Genomic DNA, 22,949 nt, shown 5'->3' with positions numbered 1-22,949 from the left:
GCCTCAGCCCTTCATCACGTTGACGTCTTCGACCGCGATGGTGCCGCGGTTGCGGAAGAAGGTCACAAGGATCGCAAGGCCGATGGCGGCCTCGGCCGCGGCCACGGTCAGCACGAACAGCGTGAACACCTGCCCCGTCAGATCGCCAAGAAAGCTGGAGAAGGCGACAAGGTTGATGTTCACGGCGAGCAGTATCAACTCGACCGACATCAGGATCACGATGACGTTCTTCCGGTTCAGGAAAATGCCGAAGATGCCGATCACCAGCAGCGCGGCCGCCACCGTCAGATAATGCTCAAGTCCCACCATGTCCGTCCCTCCGACGCGCCCGCGCCCTGTCCTTCATCCCGTGGGTCGGGGCCTTTACAGGCCCTGCCCCGGCTTCACGTCTTTCAGTTCCATCGCCTTCGCCGGATCGCGCCACATCTGCGCCAGCACGTTCTGACGCTTGACATCCTTGCGGTCGCGCAGCGTCAGCAGGATCGCCCCCACCATCGCCACCAGAAGGATCAGCCCCGCGGCCTGGAACAGGTAGAGATACTTGTCATAGATCAGCAGCCCCAGCGCGCGGGTGTTCTCGACCTGAATCGGATCGGGCGTCACCGACTGGCGCAACCCCGGCGCGGCATCGGCCTGAACCCATGCGCCCACCCCCATCGACAGTTGCAGCAGGATCACCAGCCCCATCGGCGCAGCCAGCGGCATGTACCGCGACACCTGCCCCTTCAGCGCGGCGAAATCGACATCCAGCATCATCACGACGAACAGGAACAGCACCGCCACCGCGCCGACATAGACGATCACCAGCAGCATGGCGACGAACTCTGCCCCCAGCAGGACGAACATCCCGGCCGAGCTGAGAAACACAAGGATCAGCCACAGCACGGAATGAACCATGTTGCGCGAGATCACCACCATCAGCGCCGCGAACACGGCCGGCACGGCAAAGCAGTAAAAGGCCAGATCGGCGATGGTCATTCGGCTTCCTCCTCGAACTCGGAAAAGACGCTCTGGGCCACGTCCAGCGCCTTCTGCATGGCGGGCAGGCCGCCGAACATGCTCATCTGCCAGATCACTTCCGCGATCTCGCGCTTGGTGGCCCCGGCCGTCAGCGCGTGACGGATAGTCATGCGCAACTGCGGTTCGGCCTGCGCGCCCAGCACCGTCAGCGCGGCCAGTGTCACCAGAAGCCGGGTCTTGGCGTCCAGACCTTCGCGGTTGAAGGTCTTGCCGAACCACATCTCCATCACGTCCTTCGACATGGTGGGGATCAGCTTTTCAAAACCCTTCACCTGAAAATGCTCGAGCGCGGGGTTGAACGAGCGCGCCATCTCGTGGCCCTGCTCGATCATCGCCTTGAACATTCTGGACAGTTCCTCGTTCATCGGTAGGGCGCATCCAGTTCAAGGTTGCGGGCGATCTCGGCTTCCCAGCGGGCGCCGTTGTCCAAGAGCTTTTCCTTGGTGTAGAAAAGCTCTTCGCGGGTTTCGGTGGAAAACTCGAAGTTCGGGCCCTCGACGATGGCATCCACCGGGCAGGCTTCCTGGCAGAAGCCGCAGTAGATGCATTTCGTCATGTCGATGTCATAGCGCGTGGTGCGGCGGCTGCCGTCCTCGCGCGGTTCGGCGTCGATGGTGATGGCCTGCGCCGGGCAGACCGCCTCGCAGAGTTTGCAGGCGATGCAGCGTTCCTCGCCGTTGGGATAGCGGCGCAGCGCATGTTCGCCGCGAAAGCGGGGCGACAGCGGCCCCTTTTCATGCGGATAGTTCAGCGTGGTCTTGGGGGCGAAGAAATACTTCATGCCAAGACCGAAGCCCTTGATGAAGTCGAACAGCAGGAAATACTTGGCCGCGCGGCCGTAGTCGATTGCGCCAGTCCTGGCCATGTCAGCCCCCCATCGCCCAGCGGGCCCAGAAGCCGCCGAACACTTCGAATTTCGCAAGGAACGCCACCAGCACGACCCAGGCCAGGCTGAGCGGCAGGAACACCTTCCAGCCGATCCGCATAAGCTGGTCATAGCGGTAGCGCGGCACGATGGCCTTCACCATCGCGAACAGGAAGAAGAAGAACGCCATCTTCAGCACCATCCAGAAGGCGCCGTCGGGCAGACCCGGGATGGGCGAGAGCCAGCCGCCGAAGAACAGAAGGCTCATCAGCGCGCACATCAGGAAGATGGCGATATATTCGCCGGCCATGAACAGCAGGAACGGGGTCGAGCTGTATTCGACCTGGAACCCGGCCACGAGTTCGGATTCCGCTTCCGGCAGGTCGAAGGGCGGGCGGTTGGTCTCGGCCAGCGCCGAGATGAAGAACAGCGCCACCATCGGCAGATGCGGCAGCCAATACCAGTTCAGCAGCCCGAACGAGCCGTCCTGCGCTTCGACGATATGGGTCAGGTTCATCGAGCCGGTCGAGATGATGATCCCGATGATGATCAAGCCGAGAGACACCTCGTAAGAGATCATCTGCGCGGCCGAGCGCAAGGAGCCGAGGAACGGATACTTCGAGTTCGACGCCCAACCGCCCATGATGACGCCGTAAACTTCCAGCGACGAGGCGGCGAAGACGAACAGGATCGCCACGTTGATGTCCGACAGCACCCAGCCCGGGCTGAACGGGATCACCGCCCAGGCCAGCACCGCCAGAACGAACGAGATCAGCGGCGCAAGGAAGAACACCGGCCGGTCGACACCCGCAGGGATGACCACTTCCTTGAAGATGTATTTGGCGGCATCGGCCACGGTCTGAAGCAGACCGAAGACACCGACCACGTTCGGGCCGCGCCGCAGCTGCACCGCCGCCCAGATCTTGCGGTCGCCATAGACAAGGAACAGAAGCGAGATCATCACGAAGCCGATGACCAGAAGCCCCTGGGCCGCGATCAGAAGCACGGTTCCCGCCCCGCTGTTCATGAAGTCATCCATGGCGCCTCGCATCCCTCAAGCCGATCGTCATATCGTCGGTATTCCCTGTTTGCGGCAATCGCGCACCGTCACCGCGGCGTCGATCGTCCTCAGGCCGCGGGGCAGCGCGGCCGACATGGTGTAAATCGCATCGCCCTGCCAAAGGCCAGCCCTTCGTGCGACATTTGTTCGCAGGTGCCGCAGGAAGCCCTGCCCGCGGGCCTGCGCCTGCCCGGCGGCCACGCAGCGGGCATGATCCTCGACATCCGCAATGCCGCGCGCGCCCTTCATGGCGACCAGAACCTGGATCAACTCGGCATCCAGCATCCGCACCTCGGCCCCGCGGTAGTCGGGGGCAAAGTTTTCGTCCGGCGCCCCCGCCTCGTCGGCCGCGCCACAGGCCGCAAGGCCCGCCAGCGCGAGCCCGACCGAGGCGATGGCGGCCGGATGCATCATCGGGTCACTCCGCCGCAAGCGGGGGGTGACGGCGCGCGGCGGCCAGTGCCGACACCTCGCCCATCAGCGCCGAGGCCCGCGCAATCGGGTTGGTCAGATAGAAATCGCGCACCGCCAGCCGGAAATCGGCGCGGGCCGGATCGCGCAGCGGCAGCGGCTGCCAGTCGTTCGCAGCCACCCGGTCGATGCGGCCCAGATGCGGCACGGCCTCGACCAGCTTGCGGCGCAGCGCGGGCAGCGTGTCCCACGGCAGGGTCTGGCCCAGTTCGGCCGACAGTGCCCGCAGGATCGCCCAGTTCTCTTTCGCCTCGCCCGGCGGGAAGCCCGCACGGAACGCCAGTTGCGGACGACCTTCGGTGTTGACGAACAGACCGGCTTCCTCGGTCCAGGCCGCAGCCGGCAGGATCACATCGGCCCGGTGCGCGCCGCGGTCGCCGTGGCTGCCCTGATAGATCACGATGGCGCCCGGGGCGATCTCGACCTCGTCGGCCCCCAGATTGAAGATGACCTCGGCGCCCTCGATCGCGGCGGGCATCCCGCCTTCGGTGACGCAGCCCGCATCCATCGCACCCACACGGGCGGCGGCGGTGTGCAGAACCAGAAGCTTCGCGCCCATCGCCTCGGTCAGCTTCATCGCATGGGCCAGCACCGCTTCGCCATCGGCTTCGGTCAGCGCGCCCTGCCCGACGATCACGATGCCGCCGCGGCGCGCCTCATCCACCGGCTGCGCGGCAAGGCTGACCAGCGCGGCGCGATCGGTGCCAAGATGGGCATGGTCATAGGTCAGATCGACCGGCTTGCCGATCAGGCTGACCTCGGCGCCCTGCGCCCAGGCCTTGCGGATGCGGGCGTTCAGAACCGGCGCCTCGTTGCGCGGATCGGTGCCGATCAGCACGATACGCTTCGCGGTGTCGATATCCTCGATCGCGGCGGTGCCGACATAGGCCGACCGGTTGCCCGCCGGCAGACGGGCACCGTCGGTCCGGCATTCGATGCGACCACCCAGCCCTTCGACCAGCAGCTTCAGCGACCAGGCGGCCTCGACCGGGGCCAGATCACCGACAAGACCCGCGACCTTGCGGCCCTTCATCGCCGCCGCCGCCGTGGCCAGCGCCTCGGCCCAGGACGCCTTCCGCAGCTTGCCGTTCTCGCGCACATAGGGCACGTCAAGGCGCTGGCGGCGCAGACCATCCCAGACAAAGCGCGACTTGTCGCTGATCCATTCCTCGTTCACGCCGTCATGGTTGCGCGGCAGGATGCGCATGACCTCGCGGCCCTTGGTGTCGATGCGGATGTTCGAGCCCAAGGCATCCATCACGTCGATGCTTTCGGTCTTGGTCAGTTCCCACGGCCGGGCCGTGAAGGCATAGGGCTTCGAGGTCAGCGCACCGACCGGGCAAAGGTCGATGATGTTGCCCTGAAGGTTCGAATCGAGCGTCTGGTTCAGATAGCTGGTGATCTCGCTGTCTTCGCCGCGCCCGGTCTGGCCCATCTGGGTGATGCCGGCCACTTCGGTGGTAAAGCGCACGCAGCGGGTGCAGGAAATGCAGCGCGTCATCTGCGTCGCCACCAGCGGGCCAAGGTCCAGGTTTTCCGACGCACGCTTCGGCTCGCGGTAGCGGCTGAAATCCACGCCATAGGCCATGGCCTGATCCTGCAAATCGCATTCGCCGCCCTGATCGCAGATCGGGCAGTCGAGCGGGTGGTTGATCAGCAGGAACTCCATCACCCCTTCGCGGGCCTTCTTGACCATGGGAGAGTTGGTCTTGACCAAAGGCGGCTCGCCGTTCGGGCCGCCGCGCAGGTCACGCACCTGCATCGCGCAGGAGGCGGTAGGCTTGGGCGGGCCGCCCACCACCTCGACCAGACACATCCGGCAGTTGCCGGCGATCGACAGCCGTTCGTGATAGCAGAAGCGCGGGATTTCGATCCCGACTTCCTCGGCGGCCTGCAAAAGCGTCATGGCGCCGTCGACCTCGACTTCGATGCCGTCGATGATGATCTTCTTCAGGGTGCTCATCCGCCTACTCCGCCGCCTTGGGTGCGGCCGCCGGGCCGCGCAGGTTTCGTTCCGTCGCGCGCGGACCCGAAGGCCCGCGCAAGGTCATTCCGCCGCCATGGCGCCCATGCGCCCGGTCTTTTTCGCCTTGATACGGTCTTCGATCTCTTCGCGGTAATGCCGGATCAGGCCCTGGATCGGCCAGGCCGCCGCATCGCCCAGCGCGCAGATCGTGTGGCCTTCGACCTGCTTGGTCACCGACAGCAGCAGGTCGATTTCCTCGACCTCGGCATCGCCGCGGACAAGACGTTCCATCACCCGCATCATCCAGCCGGTGCCTTCGCGGCAGGGCGTGCACTGGCCGCAGCTTTCATGCTTGAAGAACTTGGCCAGCCGCCAGACCGCCTTGATGACATCGGTCTGCTGGTCCATCACGATCATGCAGGCGGTGCCGAAAGAGGACTTCAGCTCTCGCATCCCGTCATAGTCCATGATCGCGTCTTCGCACTGGCTGGCCGGGATGATCGGACAGGACGCACCGCCCGGGATCACCGCCTTCAGGTTCTTCCAGCCGCCGCGCACCCCGCCGCCGTGCTTTTCGATCAGCTCTTTCATGCTGATCGACATCGACTCTTCGATGACGCAGGGCGTGTTCACATGGCCCGACATGGCAAACAGCTTGACGCCGGCATTGTTAGGCCGGCCAAAGCCCGCAAACCATTCGCCGCCGCGGCGCAGGATCGAGGGGATCACCGCGATGGATTCGACGTTGTTCACCGTGGTCGGGCAGCCATAAAGCCCAGAGCCGGCCGGGAACGGCGGCTTCATCCGCGGCATCCCCTTCTTGCCTTCCAGGCTTTCCAGCAGCGCGGTTTCCTCGCCGCAGATGTAGGCGCCCGCGCCGTGGTGCAGGTACACGTCGAAATCATAGCCCGACTTGCAGGCATTGCGGCCCAGCAGGCCCGCGCTATAGGCCTCGTCGATGGCGGCCTGAAGCGCCTCTTTCTCGCGGATGTATTCGCCGCGGATGTAGATGTAGGCCGCGACCGCCCCCATCGCGAAGCCCGAGAGCAGCGCGCCCTCGACCAGCGTGTGGGGGTCGTGGCGCATGATCTCGCGGTCTTTGCAGGTCGCGGGTTCGGATTCGTCGGCGTTGATGACCAGATAGGACGGGCGGCCGTCCGACTGTTTGGGCATGAAGGACCATTTCAGGCCGGTCGGGAACCCCGCCCCCCCGCGCCCGCGCAGCCCCGAGGCCTTGACGATGTCGATGATCTTGTCGCGCCCCAGCGCCAGCAGATCCGCCGTCCGGTCCCACTGGCCCCGCGCCATCGCGCCTTTCAGGCTGCGATCCTGCATCCCGTAGAGGTTGGTGAAGATCCGGTCCTGATCCTTCAGCATCGCTTCGTCCTCATCTCGCCCGGCCCCTTGGCCAGTTCCGCCGGCCTGCCGGCGCGCCGTGTTGAACCCGGCGAACCCCGCCAGATCGAAGGAAAGGCCGCGCCCGCTGCGCCATCCTTTCAAGCCCGGGCCTGCCTGCCCGGGTGGCCTGCCCTAGCCGCGCCCCGCGCGCCATGGCGTCAGGATCGGAACCTCGGTCCCGTCGATGCGCTTGACCGTGTCACCGATGCCGACCGCCAGCGCCACCGAGCCGTTCAGCTCCGAACTCTGCGCCCCCAGTTCGGTCAGGCTGGTCAGGCCGCCCGCCGGTTCCGACGAAAAGCGCCCGATCTGCGAGCCGGGCCGAGGAACCTCGCCGCCCGAGAAACGGTCGATCAGCGAAGACAGCGTCTCGGCGGTCAGATCCTCATAATAATCCTTGCCGATCTGGGCCATCGGCGCATTGGCGCAGGCGCCCAGACATTCGACTTCCTCCCACGAGAAACGGCCGTCGGGCGACAACTGATGCGGGTTCGGCGCAATCTTTTCACGGCAGACCCGGATCAGATCCTCGGCGCCGCAGATCAGGCAGGACGTCGTGCCACAGATCTGGATATGGGCAACCGATCCAATGGGTTGCAACTGGAACATGAAGTAGAAGGTCGCCACTTCCAGCGCCCGGATATGCGCCATGCCCAACATGTCAGCGACATGTTCGATGGCCGCTTTCGTCAACCAGCCTTCCTGTTCCTGTGCGCGCCACAACAGCGGAATGACCGCCGAGGCCTGCCGGCCTTCGGGATATTTGCTGATCTGGCCCCGGGCCCATTCAAGGTTCGCCGGGGTGAAGGCGAAGCTGGCGGGCTGTTCGTGATGCAGGCGGCGAAGCATTAGCGGTCGATCTCCCCGAACACGACGTCGAGCGTGCCGATGATGGCGGACACATCGGCCAGCAGGTGGCCCTTGGCGAGGTAGTCCATGGCTTGCAGATGCAAAAATCCCGGCGCGCGGATCTTGGCGCGATAGGGCCGGTTGGTGCCATCGGCGACAAGATAAACGCCGAACTCGCCCTTGGGCGCCTCGACGGCGGCATAGACCTCGCCGGCCGGAACGTGGAAACCCTCGGTATAAAGCTTGAAGTGATGAATCAGCGCCTCCATCGAGGTCTTCATCTCGCCGCGCGGCGGCGGGGTCAGCTTGCCGCGCGCCAGCACATCGCCCTTTTCCACCCGAAGCTTTTCAAGGCACTGACGGATGATCTTCGTCGACTGCCGCATCTCTTCCATCCGGCAGAGGTAGCGGTCGAAACAGTCGCCGTTCTTGCCCACCGGGATCTGGAAGTCGAACTCGTCATAGCATTCATAGGGCTGCGAACGCCGCAGATCCCACGCCAGACCCGAGCCGCGCACCATCACGCCGGAAAAGCCCCAGTCGAGGATGTCCTTTTCCGTCACCACGCCGATATCGGCGTTGCGCTGTTTGAAGATCCGGTTCTCGGTCAAAAGGCCGTCGATATCGTCCAGCACCTTCGGGAAATGGTCGGCCCATTCCTCGATATCGTCGATCAGCTGCGGCGTCAGATCCTGATGCACCCCGCCCGGCCGGAAATAGGCCGCGTGCAGCCGCGCCCCCGAGGCACGTTCGTAGAACACCATCAGCTTTTCGCGTTCCTCGAACCCCCAGAGCGGCGGGGTCAGCGCGCCCACGTCCATCGCTTGCGTGGTCACGTTCAAGAGATGGTTCAGGATGCGGCCGATCTCGGAATACAGCACCCGGATCAGGCTGGCGCGGCGCGGAACCTGAACGCCGGTCAGCTTCTCGATCGCCAGACACCAGGCATGTTCCTGGTTCATCGGCGCCACATAATCCAGCCGGTCGAAATAGGGCAGGTTCTGAAGGTAGGTCCGGCTTTCCATCAGCTTTTCGGTGCCGCGGTGCAGCAGGCCGATATGCGGATCGCAGCGTTCCACCACCTCGCCGTCCAGCTCAAGCACAAGGCGAAGAACACCGTGCGCAGCAGGGTGTTGCGGGCCGAAGTTGATGTTGAAGTTGCGCAGCTTCTGCTCGCCGGTCAGCACGTCGTCGAATTTGCTATCCATCATGCCGCCCCCTTACGCCCGCGCCTTGTCATCGCCCGGCAGGATGTAGTCTGCCCCCTCCCACGGCGACAGGAAGTCGAACTGGCGGTATTCCTGCACCAGTTTCACCGGCTCATAGACCACGCGCTTCTGCATCTCGTCATAGCGCACTTCGGTGTAGCCGGTGGTCGGAAAATCCTTGCGCATCGGGTGACCGCGAAAGCCGTAGTCGGTCAGGATGCGGCGCAGATCGGGATGGCCCGAAAACAGGATGCCGAACATGTCGAAGATCTCGCGCTCGAACCAGTTGGCCGAGGGGTGGACCGAATGGATCGAGGCCACCACGTCATCTTCGCGCACCTGCATCTTCAGGCGGATGCGATGGTTCTGATACATCGACAGGAAGTGATAGACGACATCGAACCGGGCCGCCCGTTCGGGGTGATCGACCGCGGTGATATCCACCAGCGAGGAGAAGCGGCAGGAACTGTCCGAGCGCAGGAACTCGGTCAGGCCCAAGATCCGGTTCGGCACCACATCCAGCGTCAGCTCGCCAAAGGCGATCCGGTGTCCCAGCACCGCGTCGGGCTGGCGCATTTTGACATGCGCGGCCAGTTCCTGAAGGGCTTCGGCCATCGATCTCTCCTTCAGCGCGTGATGGTGCCGGTGCGGCGGATCTTCCGCTGCAACTGCAGGATGCCGTAAAGCAGCGCCTCGGCGGTGGGCGGACAACCCGGCACATAGATATCGACAGGAACGATCCGGTCGCAGCCCCGCACCACCGAATAGCTGTAGTGATAGTAGCCCCCGCCATTCGCACAGGACCCCATCGAGATCACATAGCGCGGTTCCGGCATCTGATCGTAGACCTTGCGCAGCGCAGGCGCCATCTTGTTGGTCAGCGTGCCGGCCACGATCATCACGTCGGACTGCCGCGGGGATGCGCGCGGCGCCACCCCGAAGCGTTCCACGTCATAGCGCGGCATCGAGGTGTGCATCATCTCGACCGCGCAGCAGGCCAGACCGAAGGTCATCCAGTGCAGCGATCCGGTGCGCGCCCAGTTGATCAGGTCTTCCGTCGTGGTCAGCAGGAAGCCCTTGTCCTGAAGCTCGCGGTTGAGGCCGGCTGTGGCGTGATCCAGATCGACGCCCGCGGTATTCAGGCCGGTCATTGCCATTCCAGCGCCCCCTTCTTCCATTCATAGGCGAAGCCGATGGTCAGGACGGCCAGAAACACCATCATTGACCAGAACGCGGTCATCGACATCTCACCGAAGGCCACCGCCCACGGGAACAGGAAGGCCACTTCGAGGTCGAAGATGATGAACAGGATCGAGACGAGGTAGAACCGCACCTCGAATTTCATACGGGCGTCATCAAAGGCATTGAACCCGCATTCGTAGGCCGAGACCTTCTCGGGGTCGGGCTTGCGCACGGCGATGATGACGGCCGACAGCATGAGGATGAGACCGAGCCCCCCCGCCAGAATCGTCAGGATGACGATGGGCAGAAACTCTCGGAGAAGTTCGTCCATGGGCGGCTCCTTCGGCTGGCGGCTGGCCCCGGATCAAGAGGCTCAGGCAGTCACGTGCTCACGCTCCGTTTACTCTGCGCCCAAGTCGCGGTCAACCGAAGGTCGCGACAAAACACCGCTAGTCCGATGTAGGTTATCCCATTGGTATACAATGGTGAACCGAAATTTCGCTTATTCAGCAAGGCGTCGGGCGCAGACTTCACCGCCGAAGCAGGAGCGACTCAGGCCTTTGGCGCCCAGTCCGGCGGGCGGCGGGCGAAGAAGGCGCCGACGCCCTCGGCGGCTTCGGGGCTTTCCCAACGCGCGACCAGTGCGGCAATGCTGGTCTCGATCATCGCCGCGTCGATCGGGGGGGCAAAGCGGCGCAGCAGCGCCTTGGCCTCGGCCACGGCACCGGGCGCACAGGCCAGAAACGGGGCCACTTCGGCCTCGATCGCCGCATCCAGATCGGCAGGCGCCACGACCAAGGACAGGAATCCAAGCCGAGCGGCCTCGTCGGCGTCAAACAGTCGCGCCGAGAAGAAGACCCGCCGCGCCGCGGCCGCACCGATGCGCGCGGCGACATAGGGACCGATGGTCGCAGGGATCAGCCCAAGCCGGGTCTCGGTCAGCCCGAAGCGCGCCCCCTGCACCCCCACCGCGATGTCCGAGACCGAGATCAGCCCCAGCCCGCCGCCGAACGCCTGCCCCTGAACCCGCGCGATCAGCGGCTTGGGCAGCTCGTTCAGCGCACGCAGCATATGGGCCAGCTTGCGCGCCTCGGCGGCGCGGGTGGCGCCATCGGCCTGCATCTGCGCCCGCATCCAGCCCAGATCGCCGCCCGCGCAGAAACTGTCGCCCGCGGCGGCCAACACCACGACGCGCACCGACGGATCGGCGCCCAGACGCGCCGCGGCTTCGGTCAGTTCTTCGATCATGGCGGCCGACATCGCATTGTGCTTGTCGGGGCGATGCAGTTCCAGCGTGGCGATGCCACGGGCGTCCTGTGTGATGTGGATCGTGTCGAACATCTGTTTCCCCTGCTGTCAGCCGCGCAGACGCCGCGCGAAGGCGGCGGCTTCGGCCAGTGCCACCATGTCCAGCCCGGTGCGGTAGCCGCGCGCTGCAAGATGGGCCGCGACTGTTTCGGTCGCGACATTGCCCGCCGCACCCGGCGCATAGGGACAGCCCCCCAGCCCCCCGACCGAGGCATCGACCACCCGCAGGCCCCGTTCCAGCGCCGCATCGATCACCGAAAGCGCGCGGCCCGCGGTATCGTGGCAATGGGCCGCAAGGCCGGTGGCCGGCATTTCGGTCAGCACCGCGGCCAGCATCGCATCGAAGCCTTCGGGCGTGGCGCGGCCCACGGTATCGCCCAGCGAGACCTCGGCGCAGCCCAGATCACGCAGCGCCGCCACGACCCGCGCCACCGCACCGGGCGGGGTCGCGCCGTCGAAGGGGCAGTCCACCACCATCGAGACATAGCCGCGCAGCCGCATCCCGTCGGCGCGGGCGGCCTCGGCAATCGGGGCCAGCCGATCAAGACTTTCGGCCACGGTGCAGTTCAGATTGGCGCGCGAGAACCCTTCCGAGGCCGAGACGAACACCGCGACCTCATCCACCTGCGCGGCGCGGGCGGCCTGATAGCCCTTCAGATTGGGGGCAAGCGCCGCAAAGCGCACGCCGGGCGGGCGGGCGATGCCGGCCAGCACCTCTGCGCCATCGGCCATCTGCGGCACCCATTTCGGGCTGACGAAACTTGCCACCTCGATCCGGCGAAAGCCGCAGGCCGACAGCCGGTCGACCAGCGCGATCTTGTCGGACGTAGGGATCGGGCGCGGCTCGTTCTGCAAGCCGTCGCGGGGGCCGACCTCGAATATCTCGACAAAGTCAGCCATCGGTCTCCTCCAGCCGCACCAGTGCGGCGCCGGCCTCGACCTGCGCGCCGGGTTCCACCAGAACCTCGGCCACCGTGCCGTCGCGCGCGGCGGTCAGGACATGCTCCATCTTCATCGCCTCGATCACGGCAAGGCGGTCACCCTTTTCGACCCGCTCGCCCGGGCGCACCGCCACTTCGCGCACAAGGCCCGGCATGGGCGACAGCGTCAGGCCCCCGGTCGCACCGTCATCGGTGCCGCGGTCGAACGGATCGGGGATGGTGAAGCGGACGGTGCCGGACCGGGCAAAGACATGGACCGCATCGGGCAGGCACAGCACGCGGCCGGGGTGGGTGCCCTCGACCTCCCATCCCTCGGGCTTCAGGCGGGCGGAAAGGGTCGCGCCCGCCAGTTCCACCCGCGCGCGGCCGGGGCCGTCCAGCGTGATCGCGGCGGCGATCTCGTCCGCCCCCAGCCGCAGCCGGGCATGGCGGCGCAGCGGCGACCACAGCGTGAACCCTTGCAGCGGGGCGGCCGCGGTGCCCAGTTCAGCGGTCAGAAGCGCCGCCGCGGTGATGGCAGGGGTGACCGGCGCGGGGTCTGTCAGGCTGGCGATGTCGCGGGCGATCAGGCCGGTATCGACGCGGCCCGCGGCAAAGCCGGGATGGCGGGCAAGGCGGGACAGAAAGGCAAGGTTGGTGACGGTGCCGGCAACCTCGGTGTCTTCCAGTGCGCGGGCCAGACGATTCAGCGCCGCCGCGCGCGAGGGGCCGTGCGCGACAATCTTGGCGATCATCGGATCATACCACGGGCTGATCCGGTCGCCGCTGCGCACGCCGGTATCGGCACGGATGCCGTCGGCGAAGCGCAGGTGATCCAGCCGGCCGGTGGCGGGAAGAAAGCCCGCCGGCACGTCTTCGGCGTAAAGGCGGGCCTCGAAGGCATGACCGATCAGGGGGATCTGCGCCTGCGTCAGCGGCAAGGGTTCGCCACTGGCGATGCGCAGTTGCCATTCCACAAGGTCGATGCCGGTCACGGCCTCGGTCACGGGATGTTCGACCTGAAGGCGGGTGTTCATCTCCATGAACCAGAAGCGGTCGGGGCGCAGACCGTCCGAGCCGTCGACGATGAATTCGCAGGTGCCCGCCCCGCGGTAGCCGATGGCACGGGCGGCACGGACGGCGGCCTCGCCCATCGCCGCGCGCATCTCGGGGGTCATGCCGGGGGCCGGGGCTTCCTCGATCACCTTCTGATGGCGGCGTTGCAACGAGCAGTCGCGTTCGTGGAGGTGGACGGCATCGGTGCCGTCACCGAAGATCTGGATCTCGATATGGCGGGGCTGGTCGATGTATTTCTCGATCAGGACGGCGTCATTGCCGAAAGCGGTCCGGGCCTCGGCGCGGGCCGAGGCCAGCGCATCGGCAAAATCGGCGGCGCGGTCGACGCGGCGCATCCCCTTGCCGCCCCCGCCGGCCACCGCCTTGATCAGCACCGGATAGCCGATCTCGGCCGCCATGACCGCCAGATGATCGGGTTCCTGATCCTCGCCATGATAGCCGGGGACCACGGGAACGCCGGCCTTTTCCATCAGCGCCTTGGCCGCGTCCTTGAGGCCCATGGCACGGATCGCATCGGCCGAGGGACCGATGAAGGTCAGGCCCGCGGCGGTGACCTGATCGACGAAATCGGGGTTTTCCGACAGGAAGCCGTAGCCCGGGTGAATCGCCTCGGCGCCGGTGGCCAGCGCGGCCTGAATGATGCGGTCGGCGCGCAGGTAGCTGTCGGCCGGCTGCGCGCCGCCGATGTGGCGGGAGTCGTCGGCCAGCGCGACATGAAGGGCGGCGGCGTCGGCGTCGGAAAACACCGCGACGGTGGAGATGCCGAGGCGGCGGGCGGTGGCGATGACACGGCAGGCGATCTCGCCGCGGTTGGCGATCAGGATCTTGCGGAACATGAGACCTCGCGTCCGGGGCCGGCGCCGGGGGGCTGTCTGCCCCCCGGACCCCCCGAGGATATTTGAGCCAGAATGAAAGGGTGCAGGGTGGGCATGGTCACATGCGGAAAAGGCCGAAGCGGGTGGGTTCGATCGGGGCGTTGAGGGCGGCGGAGAGGGAGAGCGCAAGGGTTTCGCGGGTTTTGCGCGGGTCCACGATGCCATCATCCCAGAGGCGGGCCGAGGCGTAGAGCGGGTGGCTTTGGCGGTCGAACATCTCGATCGTGGGGCGTTTGAAGGCGGCTTCGTCTTCCGGAGTCCAGGGGGTTCCGGCGCGGGCCAAGGCGTCGCCGCGGACCGTGGCGAGGACGCCCGCGGCCTGTTCGCCGCCCATGACCGAAATGCGCGAGTTGGGCCAGGTCCAGAGGAAGCGGGGGCTGTAGGCGCGGCCCGCCATGCCGTAGTTGCCCGCGCCGAACGAGCCGCCGACCAGCATGGTGATCTTGGGCACCGCGGTGGTGGCGACCGCTGTCACCATCTTGGCGCCGTGGCGGGCGATGCCTTCGTTTTCATATTTGCGGCCGACCATGAAGCCGGTGATGTTTTGCAGGAAGATGAGCGGGATCGCGCGTTGCGAGCAGAGTTCGATGAAATGCGCGCCCTTGATCGCGGCTTCGGAGAACAGCACGCCGTTGTTGGCCACGATCCCGACCGGGCAGCCCATGAGATGGGCAAAGCCTGTGACCAGGGTTTCACCGAAGCGCGGTTTGAATTCGTCAAAGCGAGAGCCGTCGGTGATGCGCGCGATCAGTTCGCGGATGTCCCACGGAGTGCGGAGGTCCGCGGGGACGAGACCGAGGATGTCTTCGGGATCGTGGGCGGGATCTTCGGGGCTTTGCCACTGGACCGTCGCGGGGCGGGTGCGGTTCAGGTTGCCCAGCGCGCGGCGGGCAAGGATCAGCGCATGGGCGTCGTCCTCGGCGAGGTAGTCGGCCACGCCCGACAGGCGGGTGTGGACATCGCCACCACCCAGATCCTCGGCCGAAACCACCTCTCCGGTTGCCGCCCGCACAAGGGGCGGGCCGGCCAGAAAGATCGTGCCCTGATCCCGGACGATGATCGTGACATCGGACATGGCCGGCACATAGGCGCCGCCCGCAGTGCAAGAGCCCATGACCACCGCGATCTGGGGGATGCCGGCCGCGCTCATCCGGGCCTGATTGAAGAAGATGCGGCCGAAATGGTCGCGGTCGGGAAAGACCTCGTCCTGGTTGGGCAGGTTGGCGCCGCCCGAATCCACCAGATAGACGCAAGGCAGGCGGCATTCGGCGGCGATTTCCTGCGCGCGCAGGTGTTTTTTCACCGTCATCGGATAGTAGGTGCCGCCTTTCACCGTGGCGTCGTTGCAGACCACCATGACCTCGGCGCCGTGGACGCGGCCGATGCCGGCGATGACGCCCGCGGCGGGGGCTGCGCCGTCATACATGCCATGCGCGGCAAAGGCGCCGATTTCCAGAAATGGCGAGCCGGGATCGAGCAGGCCCGCCACCCTTTCGCGCGGGGGAAGTTTGCCGCGGGCGGCGTGGCGGGCCTGTGCCGCGGGGCCACCGCCGGCTGCGGCAAGATCCGCCGCACGGGCGATGTCGGCGATCAGGGCCAGGTGCGCCTCGCGGTTGCGGCGGAAGCTTTCGGACGAGGGCAGGACACGGGAGGCGAGTTTCATGGCAGCCTCGTGAGGCAGAGGGTGATCTTGTGTGGCAGCGATGCCTGCGGCGCGCGCAGAGGGGAATGCGATTGACGCAGATCAAGGAAAGCGTGCCACGAGGGAGAGAGGGTCGCGCCAGTCGTTAACTTCAGGGTATGCAGATGCACAGGATGATTCCCGCGGCCGTCGCCGCCAGCCTTTCCCTTCTGGTCGCCGTGCCGGTGGCCGCGCAATCGGCGGGGGATTACACCATCGGTCTGGGTTTCGGCAGCGTGATGCCGAAGTCGGGCAATGGGACCGTCGCAGGCGTCGAAGCCGACGTCAGCAATGAGATTCAGCCCACGATCACCTTCGAATATTTCATCCGTGACAATCTTGGGATCGAACTGCTGGCTGCGACCCCATTCAAGCACGACGTTGACTTGCCGGGCGTGGGCAGCGCGACGGTCAAGCACCTGCCGCCGACACTGTCGCTGCAATATCACTTCCCGACCTCCACAGCCTTCAAGCCGTTCCTGGGCGCCGGTATCACCTATGTGACCTTCTTCAGCGAAGAGACCGCGCTTGGCGACCTGGAACTGGACGACAGCTGGGGCCTGTCGGTTCATGCCGGCTTCGACTATGCGCTGAACGACCGCAACGCGATCCGGGCCGATGTGCGCTGGATGGATATCGACAGCGACGTGACGCTGAACGGGACAAAGATCGGCGAGGCCGAGATCGACCCGGTTGTGGTCGGCGTCTCGTATATCTGGAAGTTCTGATCCCTTGACCGGCCCGGACTGACCGGGCCGGGCCAACCCGCGGGCGGCAGCCATCCTGCCCGCGGGTCTTGTCTTGCCCGCTGGGGAGGCCGCGGTCTGCCTGCCGGATCGGGGGGCCATCGTTTCAGCCCGCCGCCATCAGTTCGCGGCCCACCAGCATCCGGCGGATTTCGGACGTGCCGGCCCCGATCTCCATCAGCTTGGCGTCGCGGAACAGCCGGCTGACCACCGAGTCGTTCAGGAACCCTGCCCCGCCCAGCGCCTGCACCGCCTGATGCGCCTGAACCATCGCCTGCTCGGATGCGTAAAGCACGCAGCCCGCGGCGTCGGCGCGGGTCACGCGGCCCAGATCGCAGGCTTTCGCCACCTCGTAGACGTAGGCGCGCGAGGTGTTCAGCGCGACATACATGTCGGCCAGCTTGCCCTGCATCAGCTGGAACTGCCCGATCGGCTGGCCGAACTGCTGGCGGGTCTGGCAATAGGGCACCACCTCATCGAGACAGGCGGCGATGATCCCGGTGCCAATCCCCGACAGCACCACCCGTTCGTAATCCAGCCCCGACATCAGCACCCGGACGCCTTTGCCCTCGGCGCCAAGGATATTCTCGTCCGGCACTTCGCAATTGTCGAAGATCAGTTCGCCGGTGTTCGAGCCGCGCATGCCGACCTTGTCGAGATGCGGGCCGGTGGAAAAGCCCTTCATTCCCCGCTCGATCAGGAAGGCGGTGATACCCCGGGCGCCCGCCTGCGGATCGGTCTTGGCATAAACCACCAGCACATCGGCATCCGGACCGTTGGTGATCCAGTATTTCGTGCCGTTCAGCACATGGCAGCCGTCGCGCTTGTCGGCGCGCAGCTTCATCGACACCACATCGGACCCCGACCCTGCCTCTGACATCGCCAGCGCGCCGACATGTTCGCCCGAAACCAGCTTCGGCAGGTATCGCGCCTTCTGCGCATCGGTGCCGTTCAGCCGGATCTGGTTCACGCACAGGTTGGAATGGGCGCCGTAGGACAGCGAGACCGAGGCCGAGGCGCGGGCGATTTCCTCGACCGCCACCGTATGGGCCAGATAGCCCATGTCAGAGCCGCCAAAGGCTTCGGGCACGGTGATGCCCAGCAGGCCCAGATCGCCCATTTCGCGCCAAAGTTCGGCCGGAAAGACGTTGTCGCGGTCGATGCGGGCGGCCATCGGCTTCACCCTCTCTTGCGCCCAGGCATGGACCGTTTCGCGCAGCGCGGCGATGTCATCGCCGAGATCGAAGTTCATCGGGGCGTGGAACATGGGGAAGACCCTTTATTGAACGAATGTTCATTTCTTGCCGATTCGGGGGGCAACGGTCAAGTGCGTCGTGCATGGGTCTGTCGCGGCGGGCGGATCTGCGCCATGCTGGCGGCAAACAGGAGGTGCGCATGAAGGCAGTCTGGATCGCGCTGGCCCTTGCGGCGGCGCCGGTGCAAGCCGAGGTGGTCGGCAAGGTGGGGGTGGACTGGGTCGGCAACGACATCCTGATCGAGGCGATCCCCGATCCGCAGGTGCAGGGCGTCACCTGCCACATCGCCTATTTCGACCGTTCGGTGATCGACCGTCTGCGGCAGGGCAACTGGTTCGAAGACCCGTCAAACGCCTCGATCGCCTGCCGCCAGACCGGGCCGGTCACGATGGGCGATATCGACCGCGGGCGCGACGGCGAGGAAATCTTTCGCGAGGGCCGATCATTGGTGCTGAAATCGCTGCGGGTGACGCGGATCTATGACGAGCCGAACGACACGCTGATCTATCTGGTCCATGCGCGCGAACTGTCGGAAGGCTCGGCCAAGATGTCGATCTCGACCGTGCCGCTGTGGCGGGCCCGGGAATAGGGGGCAAAAGCGGCGCCGCCCCGCACAGGATGCCCCACAAGACGCCCTGCTGTGGCGCGCGGGAAAGCAGGCGGCGCGCGGGAAACACCGGTCGGGCAAGGCGCCCGTCAGCCGATCAGCCGCGCCGCCAGTGCCGGCAGATCGTCGAAATGGTTCAGCAGCGCCTCGGGGGCAAGACGGGCCACACCCTGGCCTTCGGGGCCGAAGGTCACCAGCGCCACCGGCACACCCGCCGCGCGGGCGGTTTCGCGGTCGGTCGATGTGTCGCCCACCAGCATCGAGCGCCCGACCGCCCCGCCCGCCCGCGTCACCGACGCGACATAGGGCGCGGGGTCGGGCTTGCGCACCGGCAGCGTGTCGGCGCCGATCATCGCATCGAACAGGTGCCGGATCTGCATCAGACCCAGCAGCGTCTCGGCCAGCGCCTCGGGCTTGTTGGTGCAGATCGCGGTGGCATAGCCCATGGCGCGCAACCGCTTTACCGCGTCACGGGCGCCGGGATATAGGCGGGTATGGACAGCGATGGCGCCGCGGTAGTTTTCCAGCAGCAGCGGATATTGCCGGTCGATCTCGGATTCGGGGGCGCCGCCCAGCCGCTGGAACCCCAGCCGCAACATGGCGCGGCCGCCGTGAAACGCCGTCAGCGCATCGGCCTGCGGGTCCAGCGGCTCGCCCTGCCCCAGCGCCCGGAAACAGGCATTGGCCGATGCGATCAGATCGGCGCTGGTATCGGCAAGCGTGCCGTCAAGATCGAAGACAACCGTGCGCATCGCGCCCCCTGAAACAGCCCGTAAGACAGTGTGAAGCCCGCGGCCTTGCGGACACAGGGAACCCGGTTAAAACGGGCACACCGCAAAGGAAAGGGTGCCGATGAACCGTCCGTCCGTTTCGCTGATCGTGCTGGCTGCCGGACAAGGCACCCGGATGAACTCGGACCTGCCGAAAGTGCTGCACCCGCTGGGCGCGGCGCCGCTGCTGCATCACGCGATGCGCGCCGGCCAGTCGCTGGAGCCTGAGCGGATGGTGGTCGTGGCCGGCCATGGGGCGGAACAGGTGGCAAAGGCTGCCCGCGCCTTCGACGAGACGGTGGATGTGGTGGTTCAGGCCGAACAGCTTGGCACCGCCCATGCGGTGGCACAGGCCGCGCCCCTGTTGGCCGATGCGCCCGGCGATGCGGTGGTGCTTTACGGCGACACGCCCTTCATCCGCCCCGAGACGCTGGACCGGATGCTGGAGGCGCGCGAGCGCCATGCCATCGTGGTGCTGGGCTTTCAGGCCGCTGATCCGGGCCGCTACGGCCGGCTTGTGACCCGCGGCGAGGATCTGGAACGCATCATTGAATGGAAGGATGCGACGGATCAGGAACGCGCGATAACCCTCTGCAATTCCGGCGTGATCTGCGCCGAGGCGCTGATGCTGTTCGCGCTGGTCTCCGAGGTGGGAAATGACAATGCGGCGGGTGAATACTACCTGACCGACATCATCGAACTGGCCCGCACGCGGGGCCTGTCGGCCGGCGTGGTGATCTGCGACGAATCCGAGACGCTGGGCGTGAACACCCGTGCGCAACTGGCTGATGCAGAGGCGGAATTTCAGCGCCGCGCCCGCGCCGCCGCATTGGAGGACGGCGTGACCCTGACCGCGCCCGAAACGGTGTTCTTCGCGCTGGATACCTATCTGGGCCGTGATGCCATCGTCGGCCCCAACGTGGTGTTCGGCCCCGGCGTGACGGTCGAATCCGGGGCCGAGATCCGTGCCTTCTGCCATCTTGAAGGGTGCCATATCTCGCGCGGGGCGACGGTGGGGCCGTTCGCGCGGCTGCGTCCCGGCGCGGAACTGGCCGAGGATGTCCATGTCGGCAATTTCGTCGAGATCAAGAATTCCGTGCTGGATGAAGGCGTGAAGGTGGGCCACCTGACCTATCTGGGCGACGCGCATGTGGGCGAACAGACCAACATCGGCGCGGGCACGGTCACCTGCAACTATGACGGCGTATCGAAACACCGCACGACAATCGGCGCCCATGCCTTCATCGGCTCGGACACGATGCTGGTGGCCCCGGTCACGGTGGGGGCGCGGGCGATGACGGCCTCGGGGTCGGTCATCACCGGCGAGGTGCCGGCCGAGGCGCTGGCGGTCGCGCGGGCGAAACAGGTGAACAAGCCCGGCCTTGCCACCCGCCTGATCGAGCGGTTCCGCGCCGAAAAGGCCGCGAAGAAGGAGACAAACTGATGTGCGGTATCGTCGGGGTTCTCGGCAACCATGAGGTGGCGCCCCTGCTGGTCGAGGCGCTGAAGCGGCTGGAATATCGCGGCTACGATTCGGCCGGGATCGCCACGGTGAACGCGGGCAAGCTTGACCGCAGGCGGGCGGTGGGCAAGCTGGTCAACCTGTCGGACCTTCTGGTGCATGACCCGCTGCCGGGCAAGACCGGCATCGGCCACACCCGCTGGGCCACCCACGGCGCGGCGACGGTGACCAATGCCCATCCCCATCAGGCCGGCCCGGTTGCGGTGGTCCACAATGGCATCATCGAGAACTTCCGCGAACTGCGGGCCGAACTGACCGCCGCGGGCTTCACGCCCGGGACCCAGACCGATACGGAAACCGTGGCGCTTCTGACGCAGATGCACATGGCCGGCGGTCTTTCGCCGCGCGAAGCGGCGGCGCGGACCCTGTCGCGGCTGCATGGCGCCTTTGCGCTGTGCTTTCTGTTCGAGGGCGAGGACGACCTGCTGATCGCCGCGCGCAAGGGATCGCCGCTGGCCATCGGACATGGCGACGGCGAGATGTTCGTGGGCTCTGACGCGATCGCGCTGGCGCCGATGACCGATGCGATCACCTATCTGGAAGAAGGCGACTGGGCGGTGGTGACGCGCGCCGGCGCCGAGATCTTCGACCCCGCGGGCCGTCGGGTGAACCGCGCCATGACCCGGATCCAGATCGATGCGACCCGGATCGAGAAGGCCGGCTACAAGCACTTCATGGCCAAAGAGATTGCCGAACAGCCGGTGGTGTTGGCCGATGCGCTGCGCCATTACATCCAGAACGGCCGGATCAATCTGCCGGGTGTCGATTTCGCCGCCGTCGACCGGGTGACGCTGGTGGCCTGCGGCACCGCCTCTTATGCCTGCCATGTGGCGAAATACTGGTTCGAACAGATCGCGGGTCTTCCTGCCGATATCGATATCGCATCCGAGTTCCGCTATCGCGAGCCGGTGCTGTCGCCCGCATCCTGGGCGATCTTTGTCAGCCAGTCAGGCGAGACTGCCGACACGCTGGCCGCCTTGCGCCATGTCGGTGACAAGGTGGCGCGCACGCTGGCGGTGGTGAACGTGCCGACCTCGTCCATCGCGCGCGAGGCCAATCTGGCGCTGCCGATCCTGGCCGGGGTCGAGGTCGGCGTGGCCTCGACCAAGGCCTTCACCTGTCAGTTGACGGTGTTGCTGCTGCTGGCGCTGAAGGCCGCGCAGGACCGCGGGCGGCTTGGGGCCGAGGATCTGTCGCGGCGGCTGGATGCGCTGGCAAGTCTGCCGGGGCTGATGAACCACGCGCTTGGCCTTGCCGCCGCGATCCGCGCCATGGCGGGCGAGCTGGCCGAAGCACAGGACATCCTGTTCCTCGGGCGCGGGCCGATGTATCCGCTTGCGCTGGAAGGCGCACTGAAACTGAAGGAAATCAGCTACATCCATGCCGAAGGCTATGCCTCGGGCGAGTTGAAGCACGGCCCCATCGCACTGATCGACAACCGCGTTCCGGTGATCGTGATGGCACCGCGGGACGGGTTGTTCGACAAGACGGTGTCGAACATGCAGGAAGTGATGGCCCGCCACGGCAAGGTTCTGCTGATCTCGGACCTGAGCGGCATCGACGAGGCCGGCGCAGGCTGCTGGGAAACGCTGGCCATGCCCGAGGTTCCCGACTTCCTCGCCCCGATCCTTTACGCGGTTCCAGCCCAGCTTCTGGCCTATCACACCGCCATCGCCAAGGGCACCGACGTCGATCAACCGCGCAACCTTGCGAAATCGGTGACGGTCGAATAGCGGGCAGCCTCTTGTCGGCACGGATGTCCGCGCAAAACAAAGCTCGCGCATGGCGAAAACGATGACCGGACCCTGGAGAAGCTGGAGATCGAGCGGCGGTTCTGGGCCGAGCGGGACGGCTGGGCCACGCTCGCCCTGGTGATCGACTGCCACACGGGCGAGCTTCCGGTATTCGATGCTCCTATATTCGTCAAGGCTCGCGGGCAGGCACCGTTGGCGCGCAGAGGTGCCGGTAGATTTCGCGCACGATGTAGCGATTGACGCATCGCACGATCTCGCGGCGCGTCTTGCCTTCCGCCATCCGTCGTGCGGCATAGACCCTTGTTTCATCGTGGTCCCGCACGAGTGATCGCCTGAAGCGTGATCTCGCGGTAGAAGCCCTGCGCCGTGCTCTCGTGGCTCGCAACCCTGCGCCGGGATTGGTCCACCATTCCG

Annotated in this window: 22 protein-coding genes and 1 pseudogene; 4 read left to right on the top strand and 19 right to left on the bottom strand. The window is 66.1% G+C overall.

The features are described from left to right. Positions 1–3 precede the first annotated feature (3 nt). The 17 genes and pseudogenes from nuoK to CRO07_RS10730 all read right to left on the bottom strand — a co-directional run bounded on the left by nuoK (position 4) and on the right by CRO07_RS10730 (position 15,862). The gene (gene nuoK, locus CRO07_RS10810) at positions 4–309 is read right to left on the bottom strand and encodes an NADH-quinone oxidoreductase subunit NuoK (RefSeq protein ID WP_097030707.1); all 306 of its coding nucleotides are present in this window, start codon (positions 307–309) and stop codon (positions 4–6) included. 54 nt (positions 310–363) lie between these two features. Continuing rightward, complete coding sequence (locus tag CRO07_RS10805; RefSeq protein WP_097030706.1) at positions 364–978, bottom strand: NADH-quinone oxidoreductase subunit J; 615 nt, start codon at positions 976–978, stop codon at positions 364–366. Next, positions 975–1,385 carry a carboxymuconolactone decarboxylase family protein gene (locus tag CRO07_RS10800; protein WP_097030705.1) on the bottom strand — a complete coding sequence of 137 codons (411 nt, stop codon included), beginning with the start codon at positions 1,383–1,385 and terminating at the stop codon, positions 975–977. The genes CRO07_RS10805 and CRO07_RS10800 overlap by 4 nt, the downstream gene beginning before the upstream one ends. Continuing rightward, entirely contained in the window at positions 1,382–1,885 is a 504-nt protein-coding gene (gene nuoI / locus CRO07_RS10795) for an NADH-quinone oxidoreductase subunit NuoI (protein WP_097030704.1), read from the bottom strand. The genes CRO07_RS10800 and nuoI overlap by 4 nt, the downstream gene beginning before the upstream one ends. Before the next feature lies 1 nt (position 1,886). Beyond that, positions 1,887–2,924 carry an NADH-quinone oxidoreductase subunit NuoH gene (nuoH, locus tag CRO07_RS10790; protein ID WP_097030703.1) on the bottom strand — a complete coding sequence of 346 codons (1,038 nt, stop codon included), beginning with the start codon at positions 2,922–2,924 and terminating at the stop codon, positions 1,887–1,889. A 27-nt stretch (positions 2,925–2,951) separates the two neighbouring features. Then, positions 2,952–3,356, bottom strand: a complete 405-nt coding sequence (locus tag CRO07_RS10785; RefSeq protein WP_097030789.1) for a hypothetical protein — start codon at positions 3,354–3,356, stop codon at positions 2,952–2,954. Positions 3,357–3,363: 7 nt separating this feature from the next. Beyond that, on the bottom strand, positions 3,364–5,379 hold the full coding sequence (nuoG, locus tag CRO07_RS10780) for an NADH-quinone oxidoreductase subunit NuoG (protein ID WP_097030702.1): 2,016 nt from the start codon (positions 5,377–5,379) through the stop codon (positions 3,364–3,366). Positions 5,380–5,463: 84 nt separating this feature from the next. Further along, a complete protein-coding gene (gene nuoF, locus CRO07_RS10775) occupies positions 5,464–6,759 on the bottom strand; it encodes an NADH-quinone oxidoreductase subunit NuoF (protein WP_097030788.1) in 1,296 nt (431 codons plus the stop codon). A 159-nt stretch (positions 6,760–6,918) separates the two neighbouring features. Next, a pseudogene (nuoE, locus tag CRO07_RS10770) lies at positions 6,919–7,629 on the bottom strand (NADH-quinone oxidoreductase subunit NuoE); the annotation flags it as partial. Next, positions 7,629–8,840 (bottom strand): NADH-quinone oxidoreductase subunit D, encoded by a 1,212-nt coding sequence (locus CRO07_RS10765; protein WP_097030700.1) that lies wholly within the window; start codon positions 8,838–8,840, stop codon positions 7,629–7,631. The gene CRO07_RS10765 and the pseudogene nuoE, both read right to left, overlap by 1 nt. A 9-nt stretch (positions 8,841–8,849) precedes the next feature. Further along, positions 8,850–9,452, bottom strand: coding sequence for an NADH-quinone oxidoreductase subunit C (locus tag CRO07_RS10760; RefSeq protein WP_097030699.1), 603 nt, complete (start codon positions 9,450–9,452; stop codon positions 8,850–8,852). Positions 9,453–9,463: 11 nt separating this feature from the next. Continuing rightward, entirely contained in the window at positions 9,464–9,988 is a 525-nt protein-coding gene (locus tag CRO07_RS10755; RefSeq protein ID WP_176504556.1) for a NuoB/complex I 20 kDa subunit family protein, read from the bottom strand. Continuing rightward, positions 9,985–10,350 carry an NADH-quinone oxidoreductase subunit A gene (locus CRO07_RS10750; protein WP_097030697.1) on the bottom strand — a complete coding sequence of 122 codons (366 nt, stop codon included), beginning with the start codon at positions 10,348–10,350 and terminating at the stop codon, positions 9,985–9,987. Before CRO07_RS10750 ends, CRO07_RS10755 begins: the two co-directional genes overlap by 4 nt. Before the next feature lie 221 nt (positions 10,351–10,571). After that, the gene (locus CRO07_RS10745) at positions 10,572–11,360 is read right to left on the bottom strand and encodes a crotonase/enoyl-CoA hydratase family protein (RefSeq protein WP_097030696.1); all 789 of its coding nucleotides are present in this window, start codon (positions 11,358–11,360) and stop codon (positions 10,572–10,574) included. 15 nt (positions 11,361–11,375) lie between these two features. Further along, the gene (locus tag CRO07_RS10740; RefSeq protein WP_097030695.1) at positions 11,376–12,227 is read right to left on the bottom strand and encodes a hydroxymethylglutaryl-CoA lyase; all 852 of its coding nucleotides are present in this window, start codon (positions 12,225–12,227) and stop codon (positions 11,376–11,378) included. Continuing rightward, entirely contained in the window at positions 12,220–14,160 is a 1,941-nt protein-coding gene (locus CRO07_RS10735; RefSeq protein WP_097030694.1) for an acetyl-CoA carboxylase biotin carboxylase subunit, read from the bottom strand. The genes CRO07_RS10740 and CRO07_RS10735 overlap by 8 nt, the downstream gene beginning before the upstream one ends. Positions 14,161–14,257: 97 nt before the next feature. After that, complete coding sequence (locus tag CRO07_RS10730; RefSeq protein WP_097030693.1) at positions 14,258–15,862, bottom strand: carboxyl transferase domain-containing protein; 1,605 nt, start codon at positions 15,860–15,862, stop codon at positions 14,258–14,260. 143 nt (positions 15,863–16,005) lie between these two features. Between CRO07_RS10730 and CRO07_RS10725 the strand changes: the two genes are divergently transcribed. Next, positions 16,006–16,608, top strand: a complete 603-nt coding sequence (locus CRO07_RS10725; RefSeq protein WP_097030787.1) for an OmpW/AlkL family protein — start codon at positions 16,006–16,008, stop codon at positions 16,606–16,608. 124 nt (positions 16,609–16,732) lie between these two features. On the opposite strand, the gene CRO07_RS10720 is transcribed toward CRO07_RS10725, so the two are convergent. Continuing rightward, entirely contained in the window at positions 16,733–17,893 is a 1,161-nt protein-coding gene (locus CRO07_RS10720) for an isovaleryl-CoA dehydrogenase (RefSeq protein ID WP_097030692.1), read from the bottom strand. Between the two features lie 128 nt (positions 17,894–18,021). Here CRO07_RS10720 and CRO07_RS10715 point away from each other — a divergent pair, with 128 nt between their 5' ends. Then, a complete protein-coding gene (locus tag CRO07_RS10715) occupies positions 18,022–18,471 on the top strand; it encodes a CreA family protein (protein ID WP_097030786.1) in 450 nt (149 codons plus the stop codon). 107 nt (positions 18,472–18,578) lie between these two features. Here CRO07_RS10715 and CRO07_RS10710 read toward each other — a convergent pair whose 3' ends face one another. Next, on the bottom strand, positions 18,579–19,241 hold the full coding sequence (locus CRO07_RS10710) for an HAD hydrolase-like protein (RefSeq protein ID WP_097030691.1): 663 nt from the start codon (positions 19,239–19,241) through the stop codon (positions 18,579–18,581). Positions 19,242–19,341: 100 nt separating this feature from the next. On the opposite strand from CRO07_RS10710, the gene glmU reads away from it, so the two are divergent. Both glmU and glmS read left to right on the top strand, forming a co-directional pair. Then, complete coding sequence (gene glmU, locus CRO07_RS10705) at positions 19,342–20,703, top strand: bifunctional UDP-N-acetylglucosamine diphosphorylase/glucosamine-1-phosphate N-acetyltransferase GlmU (RefSeq protein ID WP_097030690.1); 1,362 nt, start codon at positions 19,342–19,344, stop codon at positions 20,701–20,703. Further along, positions 20,703–22,514 carry a glutamine--fructose-6-phosphate transaminase (isomerizing) gene (gene glmS, locus CRO07_RS10700; protein ID WP_097030689.1) on the top strand — a complete coding sequence of 604 codons (1,812 nt, stop codon included), beginning with the start codon at positions 20,703–20,705 and terminating at the stop codon, positions 22,512–22,514. Before glmU ends, glmS begins: the two co-directional genes overlap by 1 nt. Positions 22,515–22,949 lie beyond the last annotated feature (435 nt).

The organism is Cereibacter ovatus, assembly GCF_900207575.1.
Lineage (GTDB): Bacteria > Pseudomonadota > Alphaproteobacteria > Rhodobacterales > Rhodobacteraceae > Cereibacter_A > Cereibacter_A ovatus.
The sequence above is the reverse complement of the archived record's forward strand: the minus strand, read 5'-3'. Positions and strand labels throughout refer to the sequence as shown.